This is a genomic window from Microbacterium sp. (assembly GCF_040394595.1).
GTDB lineage: Bacteria > Actinomycetota > Actinomycetes > Actinomycetales > Microbacteriaceae > Microbacterium.
This window is the reverse complement of sequence record NZ_JBEBSA010000001.1, coordinates 82416-105612: the sequence shown is the minus strand read 5'-3', so window position 1 is coordinate 105612 and position 23197 is coordinate 82416. Positions and strand designations below refer to the sequence as shown.

At 70.5% G+C, this 23197-nt stretch carries 23 protein-coding genes; 14 read left to right on the top strand and 9 right to left on the bottom strand.

The genetic code is table 11. From position 1 onward, the window contains the following. The first annotated feature begins 9 nt into the window (after positions 1 to 9). The gene (gene thiL, locus ABWO84_RS00540) at positions 10 to 1008 is read left to right on the top strand and encodes a thiamine-phosphate kinase (RefSeq protein ID WP_502915358.1); all 999 of its coding nucleotides are present in this window, start codon (positions 10 to 12) and stop codon (positions 1006 to 1008) included. Between the two features lie 10 nt (positions 1009 to 1018). On the opposite strand, the gene rsmD is transcribed toward thiL, so the two are convergent. Further along, a complete protein-coding gene (gene rsmD / locus ABWO84_RS00535) occupies positions 1019 to 1588 on the bottom strand; it encodes a 16S rRNA (guanine(966)-N(2))-methyltransferase RsmD (RefSeq protein ID WP_353112274.1) in 570 nt (189 codons plus the stop codon). A gap of 64 nt (positions 1589 to 1652) precedes the next feature. On the opposite strand from rsmD, the gene ABWO84_RS00530 reads away from it, so the two are divergent. The 6 genes from ABWO84_RS00530 to mutM all read left to right on the top strand — a co-directional run bounded on the left by ABWO84_RS00530 (position 1653) and on the right by mutM (position 6809). Then, positions 1653 to 3824 carry an ATP-dependent DNA helicase RecG gene (locus ABWO84_RS00530; protein ID WP_353111425.1) on the top strand — a complete coding sequence of 724 codons (2172 nt, stop codon included), beginning with the start codon at positions 1653 to 1655 and terminating at the stop codon, positions 3822 to 3824. Between the two features lie 57 nt (positions 3825 to 3881). Next, positions 3882 to 4379 (top strand): pantetheine-phosphate adenylyltransferase, encoded by a 498-nt coding sequence (coaD, locus tag ABWO84_RS00525; RefSeq protein ID WP_353111423.1) that lies wholly within the window; start codon positions 3882 to 3884, stop codon positions 4377 to 4379. Between the two features lie 107 nt (positions 4380 to 4486). Next, positions 4487 to 4981 (top strand): YceD family protein, encoded by a 495-nt coding sequence (locus ABWO84_RS00520; protein WP_353112272.1) that lies wholly within the window; start codon positions 4487 to 4489, stop codon positions 4979 to 4981. A gap of 2 nt (positions 4982 to 4983) precedes the next feature. Further along, entirely contained in the window at positions 4984 to 5193 is a 210-nt protein-coding gene (gene rpmF, locus ABWO84_RS00515; RefSeq protein ID WP_353111421.1) for a 50S ribosomal protein L32, read from the top strand. Positions 5194 to 5209: 16 nt separating this feature from the next. Continuing rightward, positions 5210 to 5902, top strand: coding sequence for a ribonuclease III (rnc, locus tag ABWO84_RS00510; protein WP_353111419.1), 693 nt, complete (start codon positions 5210 to 5212; stop codon positions 5900 to 5902). Beyond that, positions 5895 to 6809, top strand: coding sequence for a bifunctional DNA-formamidopyrimidine glycosylase/DNA-(apurinic or apyrimidinic site) lyase (mutM, locus tag ABWO84_RS00505; RefSeq protein WP_353111417.1), 915 nt, complete (start codon positions 5895 to 5897; stop codon positions 6807 to 6809). Before rnc ends, mutM begins: the two co-directional genes overlap by 8 nt. A 494-nt stretch (positions 6810 to 7303) precedes the next feature. Here the strand turns inward: mutM and ABWO84_RS00500 are convergent, their stop codons facing one another. Continuing rightward, on the bottom strand, positions 7304 to 7792 hold the full coding sequence (locus ABWO84_RS00500) for an RES family NAD+ phosphorylase (RefSeq protein WP_353111415.1): 489 nt from the start codon (positions 7790 to 7792) through the stop codon (positions 7304 to 7306). 127 nt (positions 7793 to 7919) lie between these two features. Here ABWO84_RS00500 and ABWO84_RS00495 point away from each other — a divergent pair, with 127 nt between their 5' ends. After that, positions 7920 to 8453 carry a hypothetical protein gene (locus tag ABWO84_RS00495; RefSeq protein WP_353111413.1) on the top strand — a complete coding sequence of 178 codons (534 nt, stop codon included), beginning with the start codon at positions 7920 to 7922 and terminating at the stop codon, positions 8451 to 8453. Between the two features lie 106 nt (positions 8454 to 8559). Continuing rightward, complete coding sequence (locus ABWO84_RS00490) at positions 8560 to 9135, top strand: hypothetical protein (RefSeq protein WP_353111412.1); 576 nt, start codon at positions 8560 to 8562, stop codon at positions 9133 to 9135. 39 nt (positions 9136 to 9174) lie between these two features. Here the strand turns inward: ABWO84_RS00490 and ABWO84_RS00485 are convergent, their stop codons facing one another. The 5 genes from ABWO84_RS00485 to ABWO84_RS00465 form a co-directional block, all read right to left on the bottom strand. Continuing rightward, positions 9175 to 10497: an FtsX-like permease family protein gene (locus ABWO84_RS00485; RefSeq protein ID WP_353111410.1), complete on the bottom strand. Its 1323-nt coding sequence runs from the start codon at positions 10495 to 10497 to the stop codon at positions 9175 to 9177. Continuing rightward, positions 10494 to 11189 (bottom strand): ABC transporter ATP-binding protein, encoded by a 696-nt coding sequence (locus ABWO84_RS00480; RefSeq protein ID WP_353111408.1) that lies wholly within the window; start codon positions 11187 to 11189, stop codon positions 10494 to 10496. The genes ABWO84_RS00485 and ABWO84_RS00480 overlap by 4 nt, the downstream gene beginning before the upstream one ends. A gap of 83 nt (positions 11190 to 11272) precedes the next feature. Further along, positions 11273 to 12349 (bottom strand): GNAT family N-acetyltransferase, encoded by a 1077-nt coding sequence (locus tag ABWO84_RS00475; RefSeq protein WP_353111406.1) that lies wholly within the window; start codon positions 12347 to 12349, stop codon positions 11273 to 11275. Then, on the bottom strand, positions 12346 to 13431 hold the full coding sequence (locus ABWO84_RS00470) for a GNAT family N-acetyltransferase (RefSeq protein WP_353111404.1): 1086 nt from the start codon (positions 13429 to 13431) through the stop codon (positions 12346 to 12348). Before ABWO84_RS00470 ends, ABWO84_RS00475 begins: the two co-directional genes overlap by 4 nt. A gap of 23 nt (positions 13432 to 13454) precedes the next feature. After that, on the bottom strand, positions 13455 to 13742 hold the full coding sequence (locus ABWO84_RS00465; RefSeq protein WP_353111402.1) for a hypothetical protein: 288 nt from the start codon (positions 13740 to 13742) through the stop codon (positions 13455 to 13457). A 511-nt stretch (positions 13743 to 14253) separates the two neighbouring features. On the opposite strand from ABWO84_RS00465, the gene smc reads away from it, so the two are divergent. From smc to ABWO84_RS00450, 3 genes are read left to right on the top strand one after another with little or no spacing between them, the layout of a single operon-like run. Then, the gene (gene smc, locus ABWO84_RS00460) at positions 14254 to 17775 is read left to right on the top strand and encodes a chromosome segregation protein SMC (protein ID WP_353111400.1); all 3522 of its coding nucleotides are present in this window, start codon (positions 14254 to 14256) and stop codon (positions 17773 to 17775) included. Between the two features lie 58 nt (positions 17776 to 17833). Continuing rightward, on the top strand, positions 17834 to 18709 hold the full coding sequence (gene ftsY / locus ABWO84_RS00455; RefSeq protein ID WP_353111398.1) for a signal recognition particle-docking protein FtsY: 876 nt from the start codon (positions 17834 to 17836) through the stop codon (positions 18707 to 18709). Between the two features lie 47 nt (positions 18710 to 18756). Next, positions 18757 to 19257: a DUF2004 domain-containing protein gene (locus tag ABWO84_RS00450; RefSeq protein ID WP_353111396.1), complete on the top strand. Its 501-nt coding sequence runs from the start codon at positions 18757 to 18759 to the stop codon at positions 19255 to 19257. A gap of 31 nt (positions 19258 to 19288) precedes the next feature. Here ABWO84_RS00450 and lipA read toward each other — a convergent pair whose 3' ends face one another. Further along, a complete protein-coding gene (lipA, locus tag ABWO84_RS00445; protein WP_353111394.1) occupies positions 19289 to 20278 on the bottom strand; it encodes a lipoyl synthase in 990 nt (329 codons plus the stop codon). Next, entirely contained in the window at positions 20275 to 20916 is a 642-nt protein-coding gene (gene lipB, locus ABWO84_RS00440) for a lipoyl(octanoyl) transferase LipB (RefSeq protein WP_353111392.1), read from the bottom strand. Before lipB ends, lipA begins: the two co-directional genes overlap by 4 nt. 96 nt (positions 20917 to 21012) lie before the next feature. On the opposite strand from lipB, the gene ABWO84_RS00435 reads away from it, so the two are divergent. Both ABWO84_RS00435 and ffh read left to right on the top strand, forming a co-directional pair. Next, complete coding sequence (locus tag ABWO84_RS00435) at positions 21013 to 21606, top strand: TetR/AcrR family transcriptional regulator (protein ID WP_353111390.1); 594 nt, start codon at positions 21013 to 21015, stop codon at positions 21604 to 21606. A gap of 40 nt (positions 21607 to 21646) precedes the next feature. Further along, complete coding sequence (gene ffh, locus ABWO84_RS00430; RefSeq protein ID WP_353111388.1) at positions 21647 to 23197, top strand: signal recognition particle protein; 1551 nt, start codon at positions 21647 to 21649, stop codon at positions 23195 to 23197.

The following is a 23197-nucleotide window of genomic DNA, read 5'->3' as shown; positions in this document are numbered from 1 at the left end:
TTTGACTGCATGCCCCCGATGCCTGCTGACGACGACCCACGGCTCGGCGACGTCTCGGAGGGCACGATCCTCCGCACGATCCTCTCCCGAACGTCGCCCTCGTCCTCGACGATCCTCGGCCCCGGTGACGACGCCGCGGTGATCGCGGCTCCGTCGGGTTCCGTCGTCGTCACGACCGACAGCCTCGTCCACGGCCCCGACTTCCGCCTCGCCTGGTCGAGCGGCTTCGATCTCGGCTGGAAGTCCGCGGCGGTGAACCTCGCCGACATCGCCGCGATGGGTGCCGCCCCCACGGCCCTCGTCGTCGCACTCGCGGTGCCCCGGGACCTGCGGCTCTCCTTCGTCGCGTGCCTGGCGGACGGCTTCCGCGAGGCCTGCGCGGCGCTCGCGCCCGGGTGCGCGGTGGTCGGCGGCGATCTCACGACCTCCGACGTGCTGACCATCGCGGTCACGGCGCTCGGTGACCTCGGCGGGCGCCCCGCCGTGACCCGGGCGGGAGCGCGTCCCGGCGACCTCGTCGCGATCGCGGGAGAGATGGGCCTCGCCGCGGAGGGGCTTCGGCTGCTCTTCGAGAGGTTCCGGGACGACGGCACCCCCGTCCCGGTGGACGCCTCCACGCTCACGGCTGCCGAGCGGAGTGCGGTCGACGCGCAGCTGCGACCGCAGCCGCCGATCGGTCTCGGTCCGATCGCCGCGGTGACCGGCGCGACGGCGATGATGGACGTCTCAGACGGACTGGCGCTCGATGCCGCCCGCCTCGCGGAGGCGTCGGGGGTGACGCTCGCGCTGGAGGCCGCTCTGCTCGGCTCCGACCCCGATCGGGCGCTTGCCGGCGGGGAGGACCACGCGCTGCTGGCGACGTTCCCTCCGGAGACCCTGCCCCCGGGATTCCGGCGCATCGGGACGGTGCTCGCGCCGGGCGCCCATGCGGTGCTCCGCGATGGGGAACCCGCCGGCGCGGCGGGGTGGGACCCCTATCGGGACTGGGACGGCGTCGCCGACGAGTGAGACCCCGTGGTCAGTCCGCGGCGGGCTCGGCCCACCAGACGCGCGTGTCGCCGTAGGTCTTCTCGCGGATGAGCGCGAGTCCCGCGGCCGAGAGGTCGGGGGCCGATGACCGCTTCGCACGCTCGATCACGACGACGGCCTCCGGGGACAGCAGAGGCGCGAGGGCGATCAGGTCAGCCGTCATCGCCTCGTCGTCGAGGTCGTACGGCGGATCGGTGAACACGAGGTCGTAGGGCCCCGTCGCGCGCTGGAGGAATCCGAGTACCGTCGACTCGTGCGCCTTCGCCTCTGGTCCGCCGCGGAGAGCCTTCGCCACCGTGCCGATGTTGCGGCGGACGACGGCAGCGGCGGGGCGGGACCTCTCGACGAGGTCGACGGAGGAGGCCCCTCGACTCCAGGCCTCCAGGCCGAGGGCGCCGCTGCCCGCGTAGAGATCGAGCACGCGGGCGCCCGTGAGGACGTCCATCGACGAGAGGGCGCCGAACAGGGACTCGCGCACCCGGTCGCTCGTCGGTCGGGTGCCCGCCGAGGGCACGTCGAGGCGCACGCCGCCGGCGGTTCCAGAGATGATCCTCGTCACCCGCTCACGATACGACACCCGATGCGGGCGCCCGGTGTCGCCGACCATCCCTAGACTCGTGGACATGCCGCTCTCGCTCGACTCGCGCCTCGACGACGCCCTCGGCGCCGCCGTCGCGAAGGCGTTCGACCGTGCCTTCGGCATGGCGACGGTCGGCGACCTGCTTGCGCACTATCCGCGTCGCTATGCCGATCGCGGCGAGTTGACGCCCATTCGCGACCTGCCCATCGGCGAGACGGTGACGATCGTCGCCGAGGTGCTCTCCGTCAGCCTCCGGCGGATGCGCAACCGTTCCGGCGCGATGCTCGACGTGGTGATCGGCGACGGCATCGGGCGCATGTCCCTCACGTTCTTCGGCAAGGGCGAGGGGCAGTTGGATTGGCGGCGCAAGGAGCTGCGTGAGGGGCGACGCGGGGTCTTCTCCGGAAAGGTCGGCGAGTTCCGCGATCAGGTCCAGTTCGCCCACCCGCAGTACGAGCTGTTCGACGACGAGGACGCGGCCCTGCAGCGGGCGGGGGAGCAGGCACGTGTGCCGATCCCCATCTATCCCGCCACGTCGACGCTCGCGAGCTGGAAGGTGGCGGAGATCGTCGCACGCGTGCTCGACGACCTCGGACCGGTGCCGGAGCCGCTGTCCGAGGAGCTCCGCAGCGCGGAGGGGCTGCTCGACGCCCGGACGGCCCTCGACCACGTGCACCGCCCGCCGACCCGCGATGACATCGACCCGGCGGTGCGCACCCTGCGCATGCACGAGGCCCTCACCCTGCAGACGGCCCTTCTCCAGCAGCGGGCCGAGATCCGCCGGCTGACGACCACCGGACGCCCGGCGTCGACGGGCGGGCTGCTGGAGCGGTTCGACGCCGCCCTGCCGTTCACGCTCACCGAGGACCAGCGGGAGGTCGGCACCCGGATCGCCGAGGACCTCGCCGCCACCACGCCGATGAACCGTCTGGTGCAGGGAGAAGTCGGCTCCGGTAAGACCCTCGTCGCCCTGCGCGCGATGCTGCAGGTCGCGGAGTCGGGGGGACAGGCGGCTCTGATCGCCCCGACGGAGGTGCTGGCCGCCCAGCATCTGCGATCGATCACGAAGATGCTGGGACCCGACCTCGCCCCGCTGCTCATGCCCACGCTGCTCACCGGGCAGCTCTCGGCACCGGAGCGTCGCAAGGCCGCCCTCCGCGTCGCCGCGGGGCAGGCGCTCATCGTGATCGGCACGCACGCCCTCCTTGCCGAGAAGACCACGTTCGCCGACCTCGGGCTCGTGGTCGTCGACGAGCAGCACCGTTTCGGGGTCGAGCAGCGCGAGGCGCTCCGGGCGAAGGGATCGAGCCCGCACGCGCTCGTGCTCACCGCGACGCCCATTCCGCGCACGGTGGCCATGACCGTGTTCGGCGACCTCGACACGTCCGTCATCCGGTCGATGCCCTCGGGACGCGCCGGCATCCAGAGCTTCGTCGCGCCCCTGGCAGATCATCCTTCGTGGTGGCAGCGGGTCTGGGAGCGCTCCGCCGAAGAGATCGCGCAGGGACGCCAGGTGTTCGCCGTGTGCGCGGCGATCGACACCTCGAAGGACACGGCGGAGGCCGACGGCGCCCCGCCGCCGGATGCCGCCGCGAAGGGGCCGCACTGGGGCGTCGTCCAGCTCGACGAGGTGCTCGCCACCCACCCTTCCCTCGGCGGAGTGAGGCGCGCGGTCCTGCACGGCCGGATGCCGTCCGATGAGAAGGACGCGGTGATGCAGGCCTTCGCGCGGGGCGAGATCGATCTGCTCGTCGCCACCACCGTGATCGAGGTCGGCGTGGACGTCCCCAACGCCTCGACCATGGTGATCCTCGACGCCGACCGCTTCGGCGTGTCGCAGCTGCACCAGCTCCGGGGCCGCGTGGGTCGAGGCGGCGTGCCCGGCCTCTGCCTGCTCGTGACCGAGGCAGAGGAGGGAACGGTGGCCCGGGAGCGCGTCGACGCAGTGGCCGCGACCCTCGACGGCTTCGCCCTCGCCGAGGTGGACCTCGAGCTGCGCGGGGAGGGCGATGTGCTGGGGGCCAGCCAGTCGGGCGTGAAGTCGTCGTTGCGCCTGCTGCGGGTGGTGAAGGATTCGAACCTGATCGCCCGGGCCCGGGAGCTCGCGGCGGGCATCCTCGCCGCCGACCCCGACCTCTCCGGGCATCCGGGGCTGCGGGCGGCGATCGCCCGGCGAGTGACCGAGGACGACCGCGCCGCTCTCAGCAAGAACTGATCCGGCCGTGTCCTAGGCTGTCAGCATGCCCTGCACGGAGCGACAGATGGAGTCGAAGTGAACAGCCGCATCGCCGTCGTCCCTGGTTCGTTCGATCCGCCGACGCTCGGACATCTCGATGTGATCCGCCGTGCGGCCCGCCTCTACGACGAGCTTCACGTGCTGGTGGTGCACAACCCCGGCAAGGAGGCGATGCTCCCGATCGCGCAGCGGCTGTCGCTGCTCGAGCAGTCGATCGCGGAGGGCGGCCTCGAGGGCAACATCATCGTGGGCTCCTGGAGCATGGGGCTCCTCGTCGACTATGCGCGCGACGTCGACGCCGGCGTGCTGGTGAAGGGCATCCGCTCGCAGGTCGATGTGGCCTACGAATCGCCGATGGCGATCGTCAACCGCCACCTCGCCGACATCGAGACGGTCTTCCTGCTGCCGGATCCGGCGCATGCGCTGGTCTCCAGCTCGCTCGTGAGGCAGGTCGCCGGCCTCGGCGGCGACGTCTCGCCGTTCGTCCCCCCGTCGGTCGCTGCTTTCCTGGACACCGGCGCCCGCGGACTCTGATCATCGGGCCCCGCCCAGCGGGACCCGGGTAGCATGGCGTGGTGCGCTCCCGACTCAACGGCCCCTTCGTCCTGCCCGTCCGCGACATCGTCCGCAGACCGGGTGAGATGCGCGAACACCGCCTCGACATCGAACTGACCGAGAAGTGGGGCGAGGGCATCGTCGCCGTCGAAGCGGGGGAGAGCCTCGCCCTCGATGTCCGGCTGGAGTCGGTGCATGAGGGCATTCTCGTGTCCGGAACCGCCGATGCGGAGTACACCGGGGAGTGCGGACGGTGCCTCACCGAGATCTCCGCGCCTGTCGAAGTCGAGTTCCAGGAGCTTTTCGCGTATCCTGGGGAAGAAGAAACTGACTTCGAGGTTCAAGACGACCACGTGGATCTTGAAACTCTGGTCAGGGATGCGATCGTGTTGTCGCTTCCATTTCAACCGGTGTGTCGGCCGGATTGCCCGGGTCTCGACCCGAGTACGGGCGAGTTGCTGACGGAGAGCACCGGAGCGGATGATGCCGCTCCCATCGATCCTCGGTGGAGCGCGCTCCGACAGATCACAGACCAGGACGGTGCGGCAGGGAGTCGCGCCGCCGAGAAAGAAGAGAGCTAGTCATGGCTGGTAACCCCCCGAAGCGCAAGGTCTCCCGTTCGAACACCCGCTCGCGCCGCGCGCAGTGGAAGGCGACTCCCACCGCTCTGGTGAAGACCGTCGAGAACGGCAAGGTCGTCTACAGCCGCCCGCACCAGGCCAAGGTCGTCACCGACTCGCAGGGCACCGAGCTCTTCCTGGAGTACAAGGGCCGCAAGGTCGCCGACATCTGATCGCGGTCTGACGACCGTGACCGATCTCGCGCAGAGCGCGGGTTCCCTCGCGAAGAAGCTGGGGGTCGATATCGACCCTCAGCTTCTTGAGCGTGCGCTGACTCACCGGTCCTATGCGTACGAGCACGGCGGCATCCCGCACAATGAGCGCCTCGAGTTCCTCGGCGATTCCGTGCTGGGCCTCGCGGTCACCGTGATGCTGTTCACCACGCACCCCGACCTCGACGAGGGAGAGCTCGCCAAGAGGCGGGCCAGCGTCGTGTCGACCGTCGCGTTGGCCGAGGTCGCCCGTGGCATCGGGCTGGGTGCGCATCTGCTGCTCGGCCGCGGTGAGGAGCAGACCGGCGGACGCGACAAGGACTCGATCCTCGCAGACACGATGGAGGCCGTCTTCGGCGCCACCTATCTGTCCGCGGGCCCCGACGCCGCGACCGAGCTGGTGCTCCGACTGACCGAGCCGCTGCTCGCCGACCCGGAGCGGTACGGTGCGGCGATGGACCCGAAGACCAGCCTGCAGGAGCTGGCGGCGCGGCTGGGCCTGATGCCGCCGAAGTACTCGGTCGAGGCGACGGGTCCCGATCACGACCGTCGTTTCACGGCGACGGTCAGCGTCGGCGAGGTCGCGCAGACCGGCGAGGGCACCAGCAAGAAGACCGCCGAGATGGCGGCGGCGCTCAGCGTGTGGCGCCTGCTCAGCGACCGTGCCTGAGCTTCCCGAGGTCGAGGTGGTCCGAGCCGGGCTCGCCCCGGCCGTCGTCGGTGCGCAGATCACCGCGGTCAGCGTCTTCGACGAACGAGCCCTCACCCGTCATGCGCAGGGGGCGGCGGACTTCGCCGGCCGTCTCGAAGGCGCCCAGGTGGTCGCCGCTGTCCGCCGTGGGAAGTTCCTCTGGCTTCCCGTCCAGGGCGAGCGCGACGCGCTGATCGCCCACCTCGGGATGAGCGGTCAGATGCTCCTGCGTGCTCCGGATGCGGCTCCGGAGCGTCACGAGCGCGTGCGGCTGCACATCCGTCATCCCCGCCACGGCGAGCTCGCCGTGGTCTTCGCGGATCAGCGCACCTTCGGGTCCCTCGCTGTCGACGAACTGCTCGACACGCCGGATCACGCCGCCGGCGGATTCGGCAGCCCGCTTCCGCGGATCCCGTCTCAGGTTGCCCACATTGCCCGTGACGCCCTCGATCCCGCCTTCGACGACGGAGGATTCTTCGCCGCGGTCCGTCGCCGGGCGAGCGGGATCAAGAGGATCCTCCTCGACCAGGGGCTCATCAGCGGCATCGGCAACATCTACGCCGACGAGTCCCTCTGGGCGGCCCGGATCCACCCCGAGACCGAGGGACGCGCGTTGTCGCGTCCCGCGCTGGCCAGGCTCCTCGGCGAGGTCCGCCTGGTGCTGGAGAAGGCCCTCGCCGAAGGCGGGACGAGCTTCGACGCGCAGTACGTGAACGTCAACGGGCAGGCCGGTTACTTTGCGCACTCCCTCAACGCCTACGGGCGCACGGGCGAGGAGTGCCCGCGCTGCGCCGGGCCGATCCGACGGGAGGCGTTCATGAACCGCTCCTCCCACTACTGCCCGCGTTGCCAGCGTCGTCGTCAAGGGCAGCGAGGCAGTCTGTGACGTCTCGTGCCCTCCTTCCCAGGACCGAGAAGTAGGCGCGATCCGCGGAGGCGCCGCCGAGCGGTCTGCGAGTCACGAGGCGCGCAGGTGTTCGAGCAGCCCGGTCACGCTGGAGCGTGCCGCATTACCCATGCTCTTACGGAGTAGGCGCTGCCAGAGCGGAGCGAGAAGTCCCTCGACGCCGACGGAGACTTCGACCTCAGTGCCACCGTCTGCCGGTGCGACCCTGTGCTCGAAAATCAAGGTCGCGCCGGGGAGGGGTGATGCGTTCGTGAACACGCGATCCTGTTCGAGGGCGGTGATGGAGAACGCCGCAGCGGGGCCGGATGCCGGGCGCATCCTGCCCTGCGCCCCCAGCTCGGTGGGTCCTTCAGAGCAGACCTCACGCCGCCACCGCACCCTGCGTGCGCCTGAAGAAACCCACCGTCTCTCCCCGCTTCGGTGGGTTCACGTCATCCTCCGGGGTGCCGGGGACGGATCGTGCGGACGTGGTCTCAGCTCTCTGCCGGTCGCACGGTCGGGGCGCCGGTCTCGTTCCAGCGGAAGAGCACGAGATGCCAGAGCCCAGGGCTCGTCCTCGAAGGGTCGATGAGACCGTTCGCTCCGGCTTGGAGGAGACGGTCGCGAACCCGCCACGAGCTCGGGACGCCTCCGGAGGAGACGATCTCCTGCCACGGTGCGACGGCGTCGGCCCGGTCGATCCCCGCGGCCTCCAGGGCAGCGGCATCGCGCAGGTCGAAGATGCCGGATCCATCGACTTCGATCTCAAGGATCTCCAGCGCCGCGGAACGCGCGTCCCTGTGCGCCACCATCGCGGCTTCGACGCCGTCGACGGAGGAGCTCAGATACAGTGTCGGCTCCTCAGGCCGGGAGTAGCGCCCGGCAGAACGGGATCCGGAGATCGCGAACTCGCGGAACCGGGGGTCCACGGCGCGGTGGAACGTGCCGCGGACCGACGTGAAGATCGGAGGGGAGCCGGCCATGACGTCATCCTCTCATCCTGCGGCGAGGTGATCGCGACATCGCCGGTGACGATGCGCAGCACGAGCACGAGCACGAGAACGAGCACGAGCACGGGTTCCCGAACGCACACTCCGATAGGGTGGCCGGATGACGGCCGACGATCGATCCACCCGCCTCGACCGGGCCGTCTCCTGGACGGGTGCGGGCGCGGCGACGGCGCTGGCAGCTGTGCTGATGATGTTCGGCGCCTGGGGGCTCGAGGGCTCGGCACCGCGCGCGGACAACGTCGGCGAGACAGGCATCTCGCTCGCGATGGGGGGCATCTCCCTCCTGCTCTCCCTCGGCGTGTCCGTGTCCGCGGGTATGGTCCTCGGTCGGAGAGCGGCGCGGGGAAGAGGATGGCTGCGCGCGCTGCCCGTCCTCGTCAGCGTCGTCTGGCTGACCGCCGCCGCGATCCTGATGTTCAGCGGCGTCGCCGGTGTGATCGTCGAGCTGGGCTGGCGTTCGTCCGCCTTCGCCGGGACGTGGTCCTTCTTCGTCCTGTCCGTCTACACCGTCGGCGCGATTCCGATCGGGCTCGGCCTGTTCGCGGCCTGGATCGTGCTCGTCGTCATCCGGGCGTCGACGCGGCCGTCTCGTGGTCGGACAGAGCCTTCGGCGCCGCCGGCTGCGGGAGCCTGAACGGCGCGGATGAGAGCGGCGTGCCGACCCGGCTCCGCGCTGCTCGCGAAGGCCACGCCCTGTCTCCGGCGGGAGGGGGCTCGGGCTCTCGTCCTAGAGTGAGAGGATGCCTGCGTCGCCCGCATCTCCCCGTACCGGACCGGCGGGGTGGGAGCTCCAAGACGGCGCCTTCAGCATGCGGGTGTCCGTCTCGAGCGTCCGTGACGCCCTCTCGCCCGGGCTGCTGGCCGGCGCCAGGTCGGTCGGGGTCGTGGCCGCCCTCGTCGCCGTGCTCGCCGGGGCGGGGACCCCGGGGCTGATCCTCACCGGCGTCCTCGCTTTCGGACTTGTCACATCGATCGTCTCCTACCTACGGCTGGTGCTGCTGGCGCGTGAACTGGTGATCCGCATCACGACGGACAGCCTCTCGGTCGAGGACGGCGCCCTCCCGCCACGGTCGTGGCGGCTCACGGAGGTCGAACGGGTCCTGATCGCCCACGACGGAGCCCCCGCGCGGGTGCGCATCGATGCCGCCGGTCGTCGCCAGCGCTGGACGATCGGTCAACTGTACCGGCACAACGCGATCGAGCCCTTCATCGAGGCGGTTCCGGAGGAGGTCCGGAGCCGCCTTCTCGAGGCCGGGCTCGACGGCGGCACCCGGATGCACCGGGGCATCCGGGTGAGCGACTTTCGAAGGTCCTGAGGGATGCGTGCCGGCTCGGATGGCCGGCACGCACACGGATCACGCCGTCCGGAACGATCGCGTGAGCAGCGGTCTGGTGACGCGGGTGCTGAGCCAGACCGTGAGGATCCCGGCAGCGAGGACCGCCGCGATGGTGGCGAGCGAGAGGGGCGCCACGATCAGGGTGATCCCGACGAGCGGGAAGATCATGACTCCCGCGCAGATCGCCGATCCGATCGCGGTGACGAGGAGGGGCGACATGATGGCTCTGGTCCGTGCGCGGTCGACCGCCTCGACGGGCATACCGAGGCGGTGCAGACTGGAATGCAGCTCGCGCTGGTCCGAGATCGCGGAGGCCTGGTTGACGCCCACCGACGCCGCGACCATGAGGAACGACGCGATCAGCGTGATGATCAGCCCCGTGCGCATGTCGGCGATGAGTGCGACCTCGCCGGCCTGCGCTCCTTCGCCGCCCATGACGCTCATGAGCGATACCCCTGTGCCTGCGAAGACGGCCATGAAGCTCGCCATCGCGATGCCGCTCACCTGACGCCACGCCGCTTTGGGGGAGTCGAGCACGAGTCGCGCCGCGAGGAGCCGCTCGGGACGCTCCGCGCGGCGGAGCTGTCGCCGGGCGCTCACCTTCAGAACCCAGGGCCCGACGAGGTTCAGCAGAGCCAGGGTCCCGGCGAAGACGACCACGAGACCGCCGATCAGCATCACGATTCCCTGTGCTCCGGGCACTGCGCCGGCGATGACGAACGCCACGACGGCGAGGGACAGTCCGATCACCGCGCGAACCCAGTGCACCGGAGCAGCCTCCGCGCGCATCCGCACCCCGAGCGGCGAGATGTTCACGCGGCGGAGCCCGATCACGGCGCTGACCACCGCGACCAGCAGCACGCCGCCGACAACGGCGGCGATCATCCACGCGGGGAGGACCACTCCGCCGATGCCGAGCGCCTCTCCCCGGAAGGGGATGAGAGCGATCAGGGGAGTCGTCGCGAAGTACAGCGCGACACCCGCGACCGCACCGATCGCGGCGATCAGCGCCGACTCGATGACCGTGGCGACGGAGACCCCGGCGGGGGTGACGCCGAGCAGACGAAGCGTCGACAGCCGCTCGTCGCGTCGCCGCGCGGACAGTCTCGCGGCGGCGCCGCCGAGGTTCATCAGCGGCACGACCAGCAGGACGAGCGCGACCGCGGCGAGGAGCTGATAGACCAGTGAGAGCTCGTCGTCCCAGGTCCAGAAGCTCTGCGCGCCGCCGACGACGATGAGCACGAGACCGGTGACCACGGTGAAGGCGACGGCCGGGATCGCGATCGGGGCCAGGCCGCCCGGCGCGGGCCGGAGGAGCAGCCGGAGCACGCCGGCGTTCATGCGGCGACTCCTGCCGGGACGATCGCGCCGTCGCGCATCGAGACGACGCGGGAGCAGCGCGCGGCGACGTCGGCGTCGTGCGTGACCACGACGAGGGTGCGGCCCTGTCCGGTGGTGGACCACAGCAGGGCGTCCATCACCTCCGCAGAGGTGCGCGAGTCGAGAGCCCCGGTCGGCTCGTCGGCGAAGATGAGCTCGGCGCCGGTGACCTGGGACCGCGCGATCGCGACCCGCTGGGCCTGTCCGCCGGAGAGCTCGCCGATCCGGCGGTCCTCCATGCCTGCGAGACCCAGGGAGTGCAGCCAGGCGGCCGCGTGCTGGGTCGCGTCCTGGCGGGAGGTCCCGTTGATCATCATCGCCAGCGCGACGTTCTCGATCGCGGTGAGCTCGGGGATCAGCAGCCCCTGCTGGAACACGAAGCCGAAGCGTTCGCGCCGCAGCCGCGAGCGGGCGGACTCCGCGAGCGAGGTGACCTCGATCGCCTCGCCGGTGCGCGAGGTGAAGCGCACCCCTCCCGAGTCGGGGGACACGATTCCGGCGAGCACGTGCAGGAGCGTGGTCTTCCCCGACCCCGAGGCTCCCATGATCGCGACGGACTCGCCGCGCATCACGGCGAGGTCGACGCCGGCGAGGGCGTGGGTGGGGCCGTAGGACTTGAAGAGGGCGTGTGCCTGGAGGATCGGATCGGTCATGGATCCAGCCTCGTGCGACCGGCGGCGGAGATCATCGGACCAGCGGATGATCCCCGCCCCGGATCGTCATCCTGCGGAGTGATTCACGAGAGGCGCTTCTGCCAGGCGCCCGCATAGGACACCGGGACGAAGCCGATCGCCTCGTTGATGTCGAGCATCGGGCGGTTCTCCTCCGCGTTGAAGGTGGTCACGCGCGGAGAGCGCGGCGCGACGTCCCGCCAGCGGACGAGGTTCGCGCACTTCACCAGCATGCCGAGCCTGTGCCCCCGGTGCTCCTTGAGCACGAGGGTGTTGAACTGGTGCGTGGCCTCCTCGGGGTCCGGGCCGATGCTCAGCTCATTGAAGGCGGCGAGGCGCCCGGTCGGCACGTGCTCCACCGCGGCGACGGACATCTTCTTCCCGGACTCGGCGATCTTGGCGTCGCGGCGCTGCACCCGTGCGGCGTCCCACACCTCCTCGTCCACCTCGAGCCCGCCGGAGGGCGCATCCGTCGACATCCGGGACAGCGCCCAGGCGTATCCTTCGATCTGCGCCGCGGGGGTGGGCAGGGTCCACTCGATCAGGCGGTAGTCGTCCCCGGCGGCAGCGATCGATGCCGCGAGGGCCTCGTGCACACCGGCGAACGGGCCTCGCAGATCGAAGGCGCTGTTGCGCTCGACCTGTTCCAGCACGAATCCGCTGCGGAGGAGCAGCGCCGCGAGCGGGGTGCGCTCGACGACGCCCCAACCGGTGGCGGGGGAGATGGTCTCGCCCGCGGCACGGGCGCGGTGCAAGGTCCAGGTCTGGAGCACGGAGCGGCCGAGCGCGCGCGTCTCCTCCTCGGCTCTGGCGAGGAGGGCGTCCTCGACTCCGGCACCCCAGTGCTCCGGGAGCACCATGAGATCGAGGTCGGCGCTCGTCGGCTCGGCGACCGCGTGCCCGAAGACCGCGGCGCCGACGATCGTCCCGCCGTCGCGGGCGAGGAACACCCGACTGGCCCAGTCCTCGTCGCTGCGCAGGTCGACGAGCATCTCCTCGGGGGTGCGAGCGAGGTCGGTGACCCCGGAATCGTTCAGGCAGATCGCGTTGTTGAGCGCGACGAGCGCGACGAGGTCGGCGGCGTCGGGCGCGTCGGCCGATTCCGGGAGGGTCATCTCGGTGATCGTGAGACCGGCGTTCATGTCAGTTCCTTCTTCCAGGCGCCCATCGTGGCGACGGGCGCGAATCCGATGGCCTCGTTGATCGAGAGCATCGGGCGGTTCTCTTCTGCGTTGTAGGTGACGACCTGGTCGGAGTGCGGGAACCGCTGCCGCCAGGAGAGCAGTCCGGCGGCCTTGACCAGCATCCCGAGTCGGTGTCCCCGATGGTCGGCGAGCACCAGGGTGTCCTGCTGGTGCGTCGTGCCATGGTGGTCGGACTCGATCTCGAGCTCGTTGAAGGCGCACAGCTCCCCGGTCGCGACGTGCTGGGCGGCGGTCACCTGGATGGTGAAGCCGCTCTCGCGTATCCGCTCGTCGTGCTCGGCGACGCGCTCCGCATCCCAGGTCTCCTCGGGGAGATCGAGGTCGGCATCGGGCGCGTCGGTGGACATCCGCGACTTGAGCCACGCGTAGCCGTCGACGTGCTCGGCGGGGGTGGGGCCGATCCACTGCACGATCCGGTACCCGTCAGCGTGGCGCCGCGCTTCCTCACGATGGGCGAGGAGCGAGGGGACCGATTCGGGACCCCAGACGTACGCGCTGACGCGCTCGGCCTGTTCGAGCACATAGCCGCGGGAGAGCGCGAAGCGGGCGGTGCCGTCGCGCGGGATGCTGCCGATGCCGGTGGGCGGGACCAGCCGGTCCTCGGCGGGGACGGGGTGCTCGGTCCAGGCGAGGATCCGTTGCGCACCGGCGGCGCGGGCCTCCTCGGCCAGCGTCGCGTCCACGGCGGTGCCGATGCCGCGGCCGCGGTGCCCGTCGCGGAGGACGACGTTCGCGACCGCGTCGCGGCCGTCCTGGTCCTGGATGACGGTCAGCGTGGCGCAGCCGATGATCGCGCCGCGGCGCTCGACGGCCCATTGCCGGCGGACCCTGTCAGGGGTGTCGTACAGCAGCGGCAGGAGCTCTTCAGCGGAGATCTGCTCAGCGCGGCCCGAGGTGAGCTCGCGCACGATCTCGTTCCGTACGGCGGCGTACTCGCGAAGGAACGGGGAGGGTCCTGCGCCGGCCCGAGCGGGGAGCTCGAGCCGACGCAGGGTCGCGTCGTCAGGGAGATCGATCATGGTGGTGTTCTCGTTCCCTTTCCTCACCGGAGCCGCTGCTGTAGATCGAAGGTGAGCATGGTGATCGCGCGGGCCTCGGTGACGAGCATGCGCTCCGGGGAGGCGGGCGTCCCGGGCCGGGGCTCGCGCAGTCCGCGCTCGAGCAGCCACAGTCCGATGCGCAGGGCGACCCTGTCGCCGACGGGCAGGCGGCGCAGCCGTTCGGCGTCGGGGAGGGTGACGACCTGGTGATCGGCTTGGGGCGGGTGCCCCGAGGCCTTTTGCGGGACGACGGTGGTGTCGACGGTGGTCTCGGTCAGAAGAGTGTTCACGATGAGTGCTTTCCGTTGTGACGATCGGCGGACGATCGTCGGCGGAACGAGGCGTGGCAGAGGCCGGACGCATCGATCCGGAAGACGCGCTCCGGGATGACGGATGCGCGGAGGAGGCGCCGTGAGGCGCAGGAGGTCAGCACGAGAGGCTGACAGCGCGGTGCTCCGACGGCGTGATGACGCCGCGGGACCGCAGAGGGGCGGAGTGGCCTAGTGGCCGAGTCCGCAGACGCCGGCGGAGGTCACCGAGAACGCGGACGAGCGGAACGAGGCCTGGCCGTAGCGGCCGGCGTCGTGCTTGGTGATCATCGTCATTTTCATCGGAACCTCCTCTCTCAGAGCGATCGGTGAGTCACGCTAGCGGGCGGAGCGCCGTCGAGTCAAGAACCCGGGCGTGTCGCCGGCGTGTCGCGCATCCCCGCATCGCCCTCCGCACGGCGCGGAATCCCGGGAGAACCCCGTCGTTCCGGTAGCGTATGGGCGTGATTCACCCGACCCCGAAGGCCACTGCATGCATCTGAAGAGCCTCACGCTCAAGGGGTTCAAGTCGTTCGCGCAGCCGACGACCTTCCTCTTCGAGCCCGGTGTGACCTGCATCGTCGGCCCGAACGGCTCCGGCAAGTCGAACGTCGTGGACGCACTCGCCTGGGTGATGGGGGAGCAGGGCGCGAAGACGCTGCGCGGCGGCAAGATGGAGGACGTCATCTTCGCCGGCACTTCGACGCGTGGACCGCTGGGTCGTGCGGAGGTGCAGCTGACGATCGACAACGGGGACGGAGCGCTGCCGATCGAGTACTCCGAGGTGACGATCAGTCGCACGCTGTTCCGCAACGGGTCGAGCGAGTATGCCATCAACGGCACGAGCTGCCGCCTGCTCGACGTGCAAGAGCTCCTCAGCGACTCGGGGCTCGGGCGCGAGATGCACGTCATCGTGGGCCAGGGACGACTCGACACCGTCCTGCAGGCTTCTCCGGAGGACCGCCGGGGCTTCATCGAGGAGGCCGCGGGGATCCTCAAGCACCGGCGGCGCAAGGAGAAGACCCTGCGGAAGCTGGATGCGATGGAGACCAACCTCACACGCCTCAGCGATCTCGCCGGCGAGATCCGGCGGCAGCTCAAGCCTCTCGGCCGGCAGGCGGAGATCGCGCGGGAGGCGCAGACCATCGCCGCGGTGGTCCGCGATGCGAAGGCGCGCCTGTTCGCGGACGACGTGGTCGCCCTCCGGACCACCCTCGCCGATCACACGCGCACGGAGCACGAGCGGCACACGGAGCGCCTCGTGCTCTCCGAGCAGGTCGACGCCGTGCACGCCGGGATCACCCGGCTCGAAGCCGAGCAGAACTCCGCCGCCGTGGACGAGGCCCGTCGTGTCTCCTTCGGGCTCGAGCAGGTGCAGGAGCGGATGAGAGGTCTGTTCACGCTGGCCAACCAGCGGCTCGCGCTGCTGGGCGGTGAGGACGACGACGCCATCACGGCGATCACCGTGACCCAGGACACGATCGACGAGGCGAAGGACGAGATCACGCGCATCTCGGCGGGCCTCGGGGACGCCCAGGACGCGGCCGTCGCCGCGAGCCGTGAGGTCGTCTCCGCGCGTGCCGAGCTGGACACGCTCGACGTCGACATCGCGGAGCAGAGCGCGCTCGTGTCGGAGTACGACATGAGGCTGACGGCTCTGCGTGGCACGGCGGACGCCGCGGCGTCAACCCTCGCCGCGGTGCGCGGCGCCCTGCTGCGGCAGGAGAACGCGATCGAGGCGGCGGATGCGCGTCGACGGGAGGCCGCAGAGGAGCGCGAGGCGTTCGAGGACGCGTCCGCGCCCGAGGGGTCGGCGGCCGAGCACACCGCCGCCTACGAAGAGGCGCAGCGTCGGGCCCAGACGGCGGAGACCGAGCGCGACGGACTGCGTGAGCGCCTCCACGAGGCGGAGCGCGAGGCCGACTCGCTCACGGCGAAGGCCGCAGCGCTGAGCAGTGCACTGTCGCTCTCCGGCGGTGCGGCGGACCTGGTCGCTGCCGGGCTCCCGGGTGTGCGGGGGCTGGTCGGTGATGCCGTGCAGGTGAAGGCCGGCTACGAGGCGGCGATCGCCGCTGTGCTCGGTCCGCTGGCCGAGGGCGTTCTCGTGGACGCCGCCGACGAAGCGTTCGCTCTCGTGCCCCGGACCGAAGGGCGAGGGGTCGTCGACATCGTGATCGCTGAGCCGGGAGTCGCCGAGGCCGATCCGGTGCGCGTCGACGGAACCGTTCCCGCGGGGGACGTCGTGACGGCCCCGCGCGGCGTCCGGGGCGTGCTCGCGCACGTGCTGGTCGCGGACGATCTGGACTCCGCCCGTCGTGCCCGCACGGCGCTCGACCGCCTGGGCGACCGGTCCACGACGATCGTCACGCGGGGCGGAGAGGTGATCACGGCGCAGACCCTGCGCGCGGGCTCGGGGGAGCGCTCCAGGCTCGAGCTGACGGCGGAGCGCGACGCGGCGACCGACCGGCTGACCGAGGTGCGCCGGATCGTCGACGACCTCCGTGCCGAGCGGACCGAGGCCGTTCATCGCGTCGAGGCGACGCGCCAGGCCGCCAAGGAGGCGCTCCAGGCCCTGCGCGAGCACGACGCGGCCCTCGCCAGCTATGCGGAGCAGCTCAACCGCGTGACAGTGAGGCACGAGGCCGCTGTCGCCGAGTGCGAGCGCCTCGAGTCCGGTCTCGCCCAGGCGCAGACGGCCGTGACGGACGCCGAGAGGACCGCCGCCGCGGCGAAGGACGAGCTGGAGTCCGCCGAGAGCGCTCCGCGTCCGGTGCTGGACGCCTCCGCCCGCGACGGCCTGCTCGAGGCGTTGGAGCAGGCGCGCGAGGGCGAAGTGCGGGCGCGTTTGGAGATCGAGACCCTCCGCGAACGCGTGCGGGCGGCGCAGGCGCGGGTCGCGACGCTGGAGCGTCAACGCGAGCAGGAGCGGGAGGCGGCCGCCGAGGCCGCGCGTCGCGCGGTCATCCGGCGGGCGCAGCGCGAGGCGGCCGAGGGCGTCGCGGCGGAACTGCCGCGTGTGCTCGACTCGATCGATCGTTCGGTCACCGAGGCCCGGATGTCGCTGGCCGCCGCAGAGGCGGAGCGCTCCGCGCACAACGAAGAGCTGACATCGCTGCGTGCGCAGGAGACCTCTCTGCGGGAGCGTCTGGCCGGGCTCACCGAGAGCGTGCACGGCCTCGAGCTGCAGATCCACGAGAAGAAGCTCCATCTCACCAGCCTGCTCGAGCGCGTGGCATCCGAGCTCGCGCTCGAAGAAGATATTCTCATCGCGGAATATGGTCCGGATCAGCTCGTTCCCCGCGATCCTGGTGCTGATGAGCTCGACGACGACTCGGCGATCCCCTTCGACCGTCGTATCCAGGAGCGACGCCTCAAGGACGCCGAGCGGAAGCTCGCGCAGCTCGGACGGGTGAACCCTCTGGCGCTCGAGGAGTTCGCCGCGCTCGAGCAGCGGCATGCCTTCCTCACCGAGCAGCTGTCGGACCTCACGAAGACCCGCCAGGATCTGCTGACGATCATCGCCGAGCTCGACGAGCGGATGCAGACCATCTTCGCGGCGGCGTTCGAGGACACCAGGCAGGCGTTCACCGAGGTCTTCCCGCTGCTGTTCCCCGGTGGGTCGGGCAGCATCTCGCTGACCGACCCGGAGAACATGCTGACCACGGGGATCGAGGTCGCCGTGCGCCCGGTCGGCAAGAAGATCGAGCGCCTGTCCCTGCTGTCCGGCGGGGAACGATCCCTGGCGGCGGTCGCGCTCCTCGTCGCGATCTTCAAGGCCCGCCCGAGCCCGTTCTACATCCTCGACGAGGTGGAGGCGGCCCTGGACGATGCGAACCTCGGTCGGCTGCTGACGGTCTTCGAGCAGCTCCGCGAGAGCTCGCAGCTGCTGGTGATCACCCATCAGAAGCGCACGATGGAGATCGCCGATGCGCTCTACGGCGTGTCCATGCGGCAGGACGGGGTGTCCGCCGTGGTGGGCCAGCGCGTGGGAGACCGGGCGACTGCGTCGGCCTGATCTCGCCGGCGGCACGCCCTTCGCTGTGGCGCATGCCGGAGCGCCGTAGGCTGGTGGCATGGCGGAGAAGTCCTGGTCCCTCGGTCGCGCGCTGCGCGGCATGTTCGTCAAGCCCACGATCGACGAGACGACGTGGGAGGACCTGGAGACCGCGCTGATCGGCGCCGACTTCGGTCCCGACATCGCCGAGCGGGTGCTCGACGAACTCCGCGAGAAGGTCGAGAGGTACCGCACGACGGACCCGAAGGACCTGCAGCGGATGCTGCAGGAGACGCTCGAGGAGCACTTCGCGAAGTTCGACACCACGCTGAAGCTCTCCGAGCGACCCGCGGTCGTCCTCGTCGTGGGCGTGAACGGCGTCGGCAAGACCACCACGATCGGCAAGTTCACGAAGTTCCTCCGCGGGTACCAGCGCAGCGTGGTCGTCGGGGCCGCCGACACCTTCCGCGCCGCTGCCGTCGATCAGCTGGCGACCTGGGCGCAACGCGCGGGCGCCGCGATCGTCCGACCGCAGCAGCAGGGTCAGGATCCGGCCTCCGTCGCCTTTCAGACGGTCGACTACGCGAAGCAGAACGGCACCGAGATCGTCATCATCGACACCGCGGGGCGCCTGCACACCAAGGGCGGGCTGATGGACGAGCTGTCGAAGATCCGACGGGTCGTCGAGAAGCAGGCGCCGATCAGCGAGGTGCTGCTGGTGCTGGACGCGACCACCGGGCAGAACGGGGTGATCCAGGCCGAGGCCTTCCTCGAGCACGCGGGCGTGACCGGGCTGGTCATCACCAAGCTGGACGGATCGGCGAAGGGCGGATTCGTGCTCGCGGTGCAGGAGCGCACGGGCATCCCCGTCAAGCTGCTCGGCCAGGGCGAGGGCATCGACGATCTCACCGGGTTCACGCCGCACGTCTTCGTGCAGTCGCTCGTCGGTGCCTGAGGCGCGTCGGGCTGGCGCATCGCGCACAAGGCTGGTTGCATAGCGATATGGCGATCGAACACGACTACTTCGGATTGCTGTCCTCCGGGCCTGACGGATCGATCTTCTGGTCGGAGCGCGTCGAGTTCGGCGATCAGTCGGTCACGGTTGATCTGACGGCGCCGGATCAGGATGATGTCTCCCTCGATGCCCTCGACATCGCCGCGGCCCTCATCAACGCGCTCGAGGACGTCGACGGCACGGCCCGGCGAGCGATGCTCACCGAGGTCGACGACCGCACGAGTGAGGTGACGGAGTTCATCCTCCAGCAGCAGGAGATGTTCGGCGAGGAGCTCGTCGACCTGCTCGTCGACGTCTCGGGCGACGACGCCGTCGACATCATCCGCTCGCTGAGCCTGATGAGCATGACGATCCTGGTGGACGAGCACGGCGGGAGCGAGCCGTTCGCCGTGCTGGAGTACGCGCTCGATGCGGATGCGACCGATGACGTCCTGCTGGTGAACCTCTCCTCCGACGGCTCCGTGCTGTCGGTGATGAGCGGCGACTAGCCTCCGGACGCTGAGCAGGGGTGCTCCCGCGTCAGACCGCCTGGGCGAAGCCGAGGTCGGCGCCCTCGGCGATGTGCGCGAGGTGCGGGGGGATCTCCCGGCCCTGGGAGATCATCGACTGCGCCCAGAGCCGTCCCGCGCGGTACGACGAGCGCACCAGGGGTCCGGCGAGCACACCCAGGAAACCGATCCGCTCCGCCTCCTCCTTGAACTCGACGAACTCGTCGGGCTTCACCCAGCGGGCCACGGGCAGATGCCGCGGGGAGGGGCGGAGGTACTGGGTGATCGTGATGATGTCGCAGCCGGCGTCGTGCAGGTCGTGCAGGGCCTGCACCACCTCCTCGGGCTCCTCGCCCATCCCGAGGATGAGGTTCGATTTGGTGATGAGACCTGCATCGCGCGCCTGGGTGAGCACGCCGAGCGAGCGCTCGTAGCGGAAGGCCGGTCGGATCCGCTTGAAGATGCGCGGGACGGTCTCGACGTTGTGCGCGAAGACCTCGGGACGGGCGTCGAAGATCTGCCCGAGGAACTCCGGATCGCCGCCGTGGTCGTTCGCCAGCAGCTCGACGCCGGTGCGGGGGTTCTGCGCGTGGATCTGCCGGACCGTCTCGGCGTTGAGCCAGGCCCCGGTGTCCGGCAGGTCGTCGCGGGCGACACTGGTGACGGTCGCGTAGCGGAGCCCCATCCGGGTGACGCTCTCCGCGACGCGGCGCGGCTCATCGGTGTCGTAGTCGGCGGGTTTGCCGGTGTCGATCTGGCAGAAGTCGCAGCGGCGCGTGCACTGGGAGCCGCCGATGAGGAACGTGGCCTCGCGGTCCTCCCAGCACTCGTAGATGTTCGGGCAGCCCGCCTCCTGGCAGACCGTGTGCAGCTCCTCGGACTTCACGAGGGAGTGCAGCGCCTGGTACTCCGGGCCCATCTTCGCCTTCGTGCGGATCCATTCCGGCTTCCGCTCGATCGGCGTCTCGGCGTTGCGGACCTCGAGCCGGAGGAGTCGGCGGCCCTCGGGAGCGGCGGTCATGCGGCGACCTCCGTCGCGTACTCCGCGGCGAAGGCGTCCGCCACCGACCGCACGATGTCCACGGGGCGGATATCGGCGCCGACGACCTCGCTGACGGTCGTCACTCCCGCATCGGTGATCCCGCACGGGATGATGCCGCGGAAGCCTGCGAGGGTGTTGTCGCAGTTGACGGCGAACCCGTGCATCGTGACCCCCTGCTGCACGCGGACGCCGATCGCCGCGACCTTGTCCTCTCTCAGCGGCCGGCGCACCCAGACGCCGCTGCGTCCCTCGACCTGGTAGCCGTCCACGCCGAGGGGGCGGAGGACGGCGATGAGCAGTCGCTCGAGCCTCCGCACGTGCGCGACGACGTCGATCGGCTCGGGGAGACGCACGATCGGGTAGCCGACGAGCTGGCCGGGCCCGTGCCAGGTGATCTTGCCTCCGCGGTCGACATCGACGACGGGCGTCCCGTCCTGCGGGCGCTCCTGGGGCTCGGTGCGCTTCCCCGCGGTGTACACAGCCTCGTGCTCGAGCAGCAGCAGCGTGTCGGGGCGGGAGCCCGCGACGACCTCGGCATGGACCTCGCGCTGCAATGCCCACCCGTCGAGGTAGGGGACGTGGTCCGGAGCGAGTCCGGCGATCTGGATGTCGAGCATGGTCGCCCTCCGAAGGATCGGGAATCTTATTGGATCGCGTCCAACAATACGCCTGATCGGTCGGCGGGCGCGCGCCTCGCCGGTACTCTGGGGAGTATGGAACCGATATCGCGGGTCGGCAGGCCGAAGGCCTCGTCGCGGGAGACCCTGGCTGACGCGGCCTGCGAGCTGTTCCTGGAGCAGGGATACGAGGAGACCTCGGTCGCCGATATCACGCGCCGCGCGGGCGTCAGCCGCTCGAGCTTCTTCAACTACTTCTCGTCGAAGAGCGACGTGCTGTGGTCGGGTCTGGACGATCGGATCGATCACGCCCTCGTGGAGCTCGCCGCGCTCGGCGCGGGCGCCGACGGCCCTGCGGTTCGCGCTGTGCTCGCGGGGCTCGTCCGCGGGTTCGCCCCCGACCCCCTCGCCCTGGCACTGCGCAATGCGAGCGCGATGGGTCTCGAAGCAGAGCTCCTCCGCGACAGCGGCGTCCGGCATGCGAAGATCGCGGGCGGCGTCGCGGCCGCGGCGCGTGCCGCCGGCGTCGAGCCGGTCCCCGCCGAGATCCTCGGTTCCGCCTGCGCGGCGGCGGTGCTGTCGTCGATCAGGACCTGGGCGGAGGAGGGGGCGGGGCAGGCGTCGCTGGAGACGCGATTCGACCGCGCACTGCGGTGCATCCACGACCTTCCGTGGTCCGACCGGGTCTGACGCCGTCGGAGTCGCCGGACTCCCGTAAACTTGGGGGATCATGGCTACCTTTGGCACGCTCTCCGATCGGCTGACCGAGACCTTCCGCAATCTGCGCACGAAGGGCAAGCTCAGCCCGGCCGACGTCGACGGAACCGTCCGCGAGATCCGCCGGGCGCTGCTCGACGCCGACGTCGCCCTCGCCGTTGTGAAGGAGTTCACGGGCAAGGTCCGCGAGCGCGCGCTGAGCGATGAGGTCAACAAGGCCCTGAACCCCGCGCAGCAGGTGGTGCAGATCGTCAACGAGGAGCTCATCGCGATCCTCGGCGGCGAGCAGCGTCGTCTCGAGTTCGCGAAGAACCCGCCGACGGTGATCATGCTCGCCGGTCTTCAGGGATCGGGAAAGACGACCTTCGCGGGAAAGCTCGCCAAGCAGCTGCAGGGGGAGGGGCACACGCCGCTCCTCGTCGCCTGCGATCTGCAGCGGCCGAATGCCGTGACGCAGCTGACGGTCGTGGCCGAGCAGGCCGGCGCGAGCATCTTCGCGCCGGAGCCCGGCAACGGCGTCGGAGACCCGGTGAAGGTCGCGGAGGCGGGCGTGGAGTACGCGCGCCGGCATCAGCACGACGTGGTCGTCATCGACACCGCAGGGCGCCTGGGCGTCGACGCCGAGCTGATGAAGCAGGCGAGCGACATCCGCAGGGCGACCAGCCCCGACGAGGTGCTGTTCGTGATCGATTCGCTCACCGGTCAGGACGCGGTCAACACCGCGAAGGCGTTCCAGGACGGCGTCGACTTCACCGGCGTCGTGCTCTCGAAGCTCGACGGAGACTCGCGCGGTGGCGCCGCGCTCTCGGTGGCCTCGGTCACCGGCCGCCCGATCATCTTCGCCTCGACCGGCGAGAACCTCGACGACCTCGAGCCGTTCCACCCCGACCGCATGGCGAGCCGCATCCTCGACCTCGGCGACATCCTCACCCTCATCGAGCAGGCCCAGCAGGCCTTCGACGAGGAGGAAGCGCGCAAGGTCGCGGAGAAGCTCGCGAACGAGGCCTTCACGCTGGAGGACTTCCTCGAGCAGCTCCAGCAGATGAAGAAGATGGGCTCGATGAAGAAGATGCTCGGCATGCTGCCGGGCATGGGCCAGATGAAGCAGCAGCTCGAGGACTTCGACGAGCGCGAGATCGACCGCACCGAGGCGATCATCCGCTCGATGACCCCGGGCGAGCGCCGCAACCCCAAGGTGCTCAACGGCTCGCGCCGGCTGCGCATCGCCAAGGGCTCCGGCATGACCGTCACCGACGTGAACCAGCTCGTGCAGCGCTTCGAGCAGGCCGCGAAGATGATGAAGACCGTCGCCCGTGGCGGCACGCCGCAGATCCCCGGAATGGGGCCGATGGGCAAGCCCGGGGCGTCCGCGAAGCGCGGGCGCAAGGGCGCCAAGGGCAAGAGCGGCTCGCGCTCCGGCAACCCTGCGAAGCGCGCCGCGGAGAACGCCGGGGTCCCCGCGGGCGGGAACGCCACCGGGTCGGGCTTCGGGATCGGCAGCGCGCAGCAGGCGCCGAGCGAGACCGATCTCGCCGAGATCCAGAAGCTCTTCGGACGCGGCTGA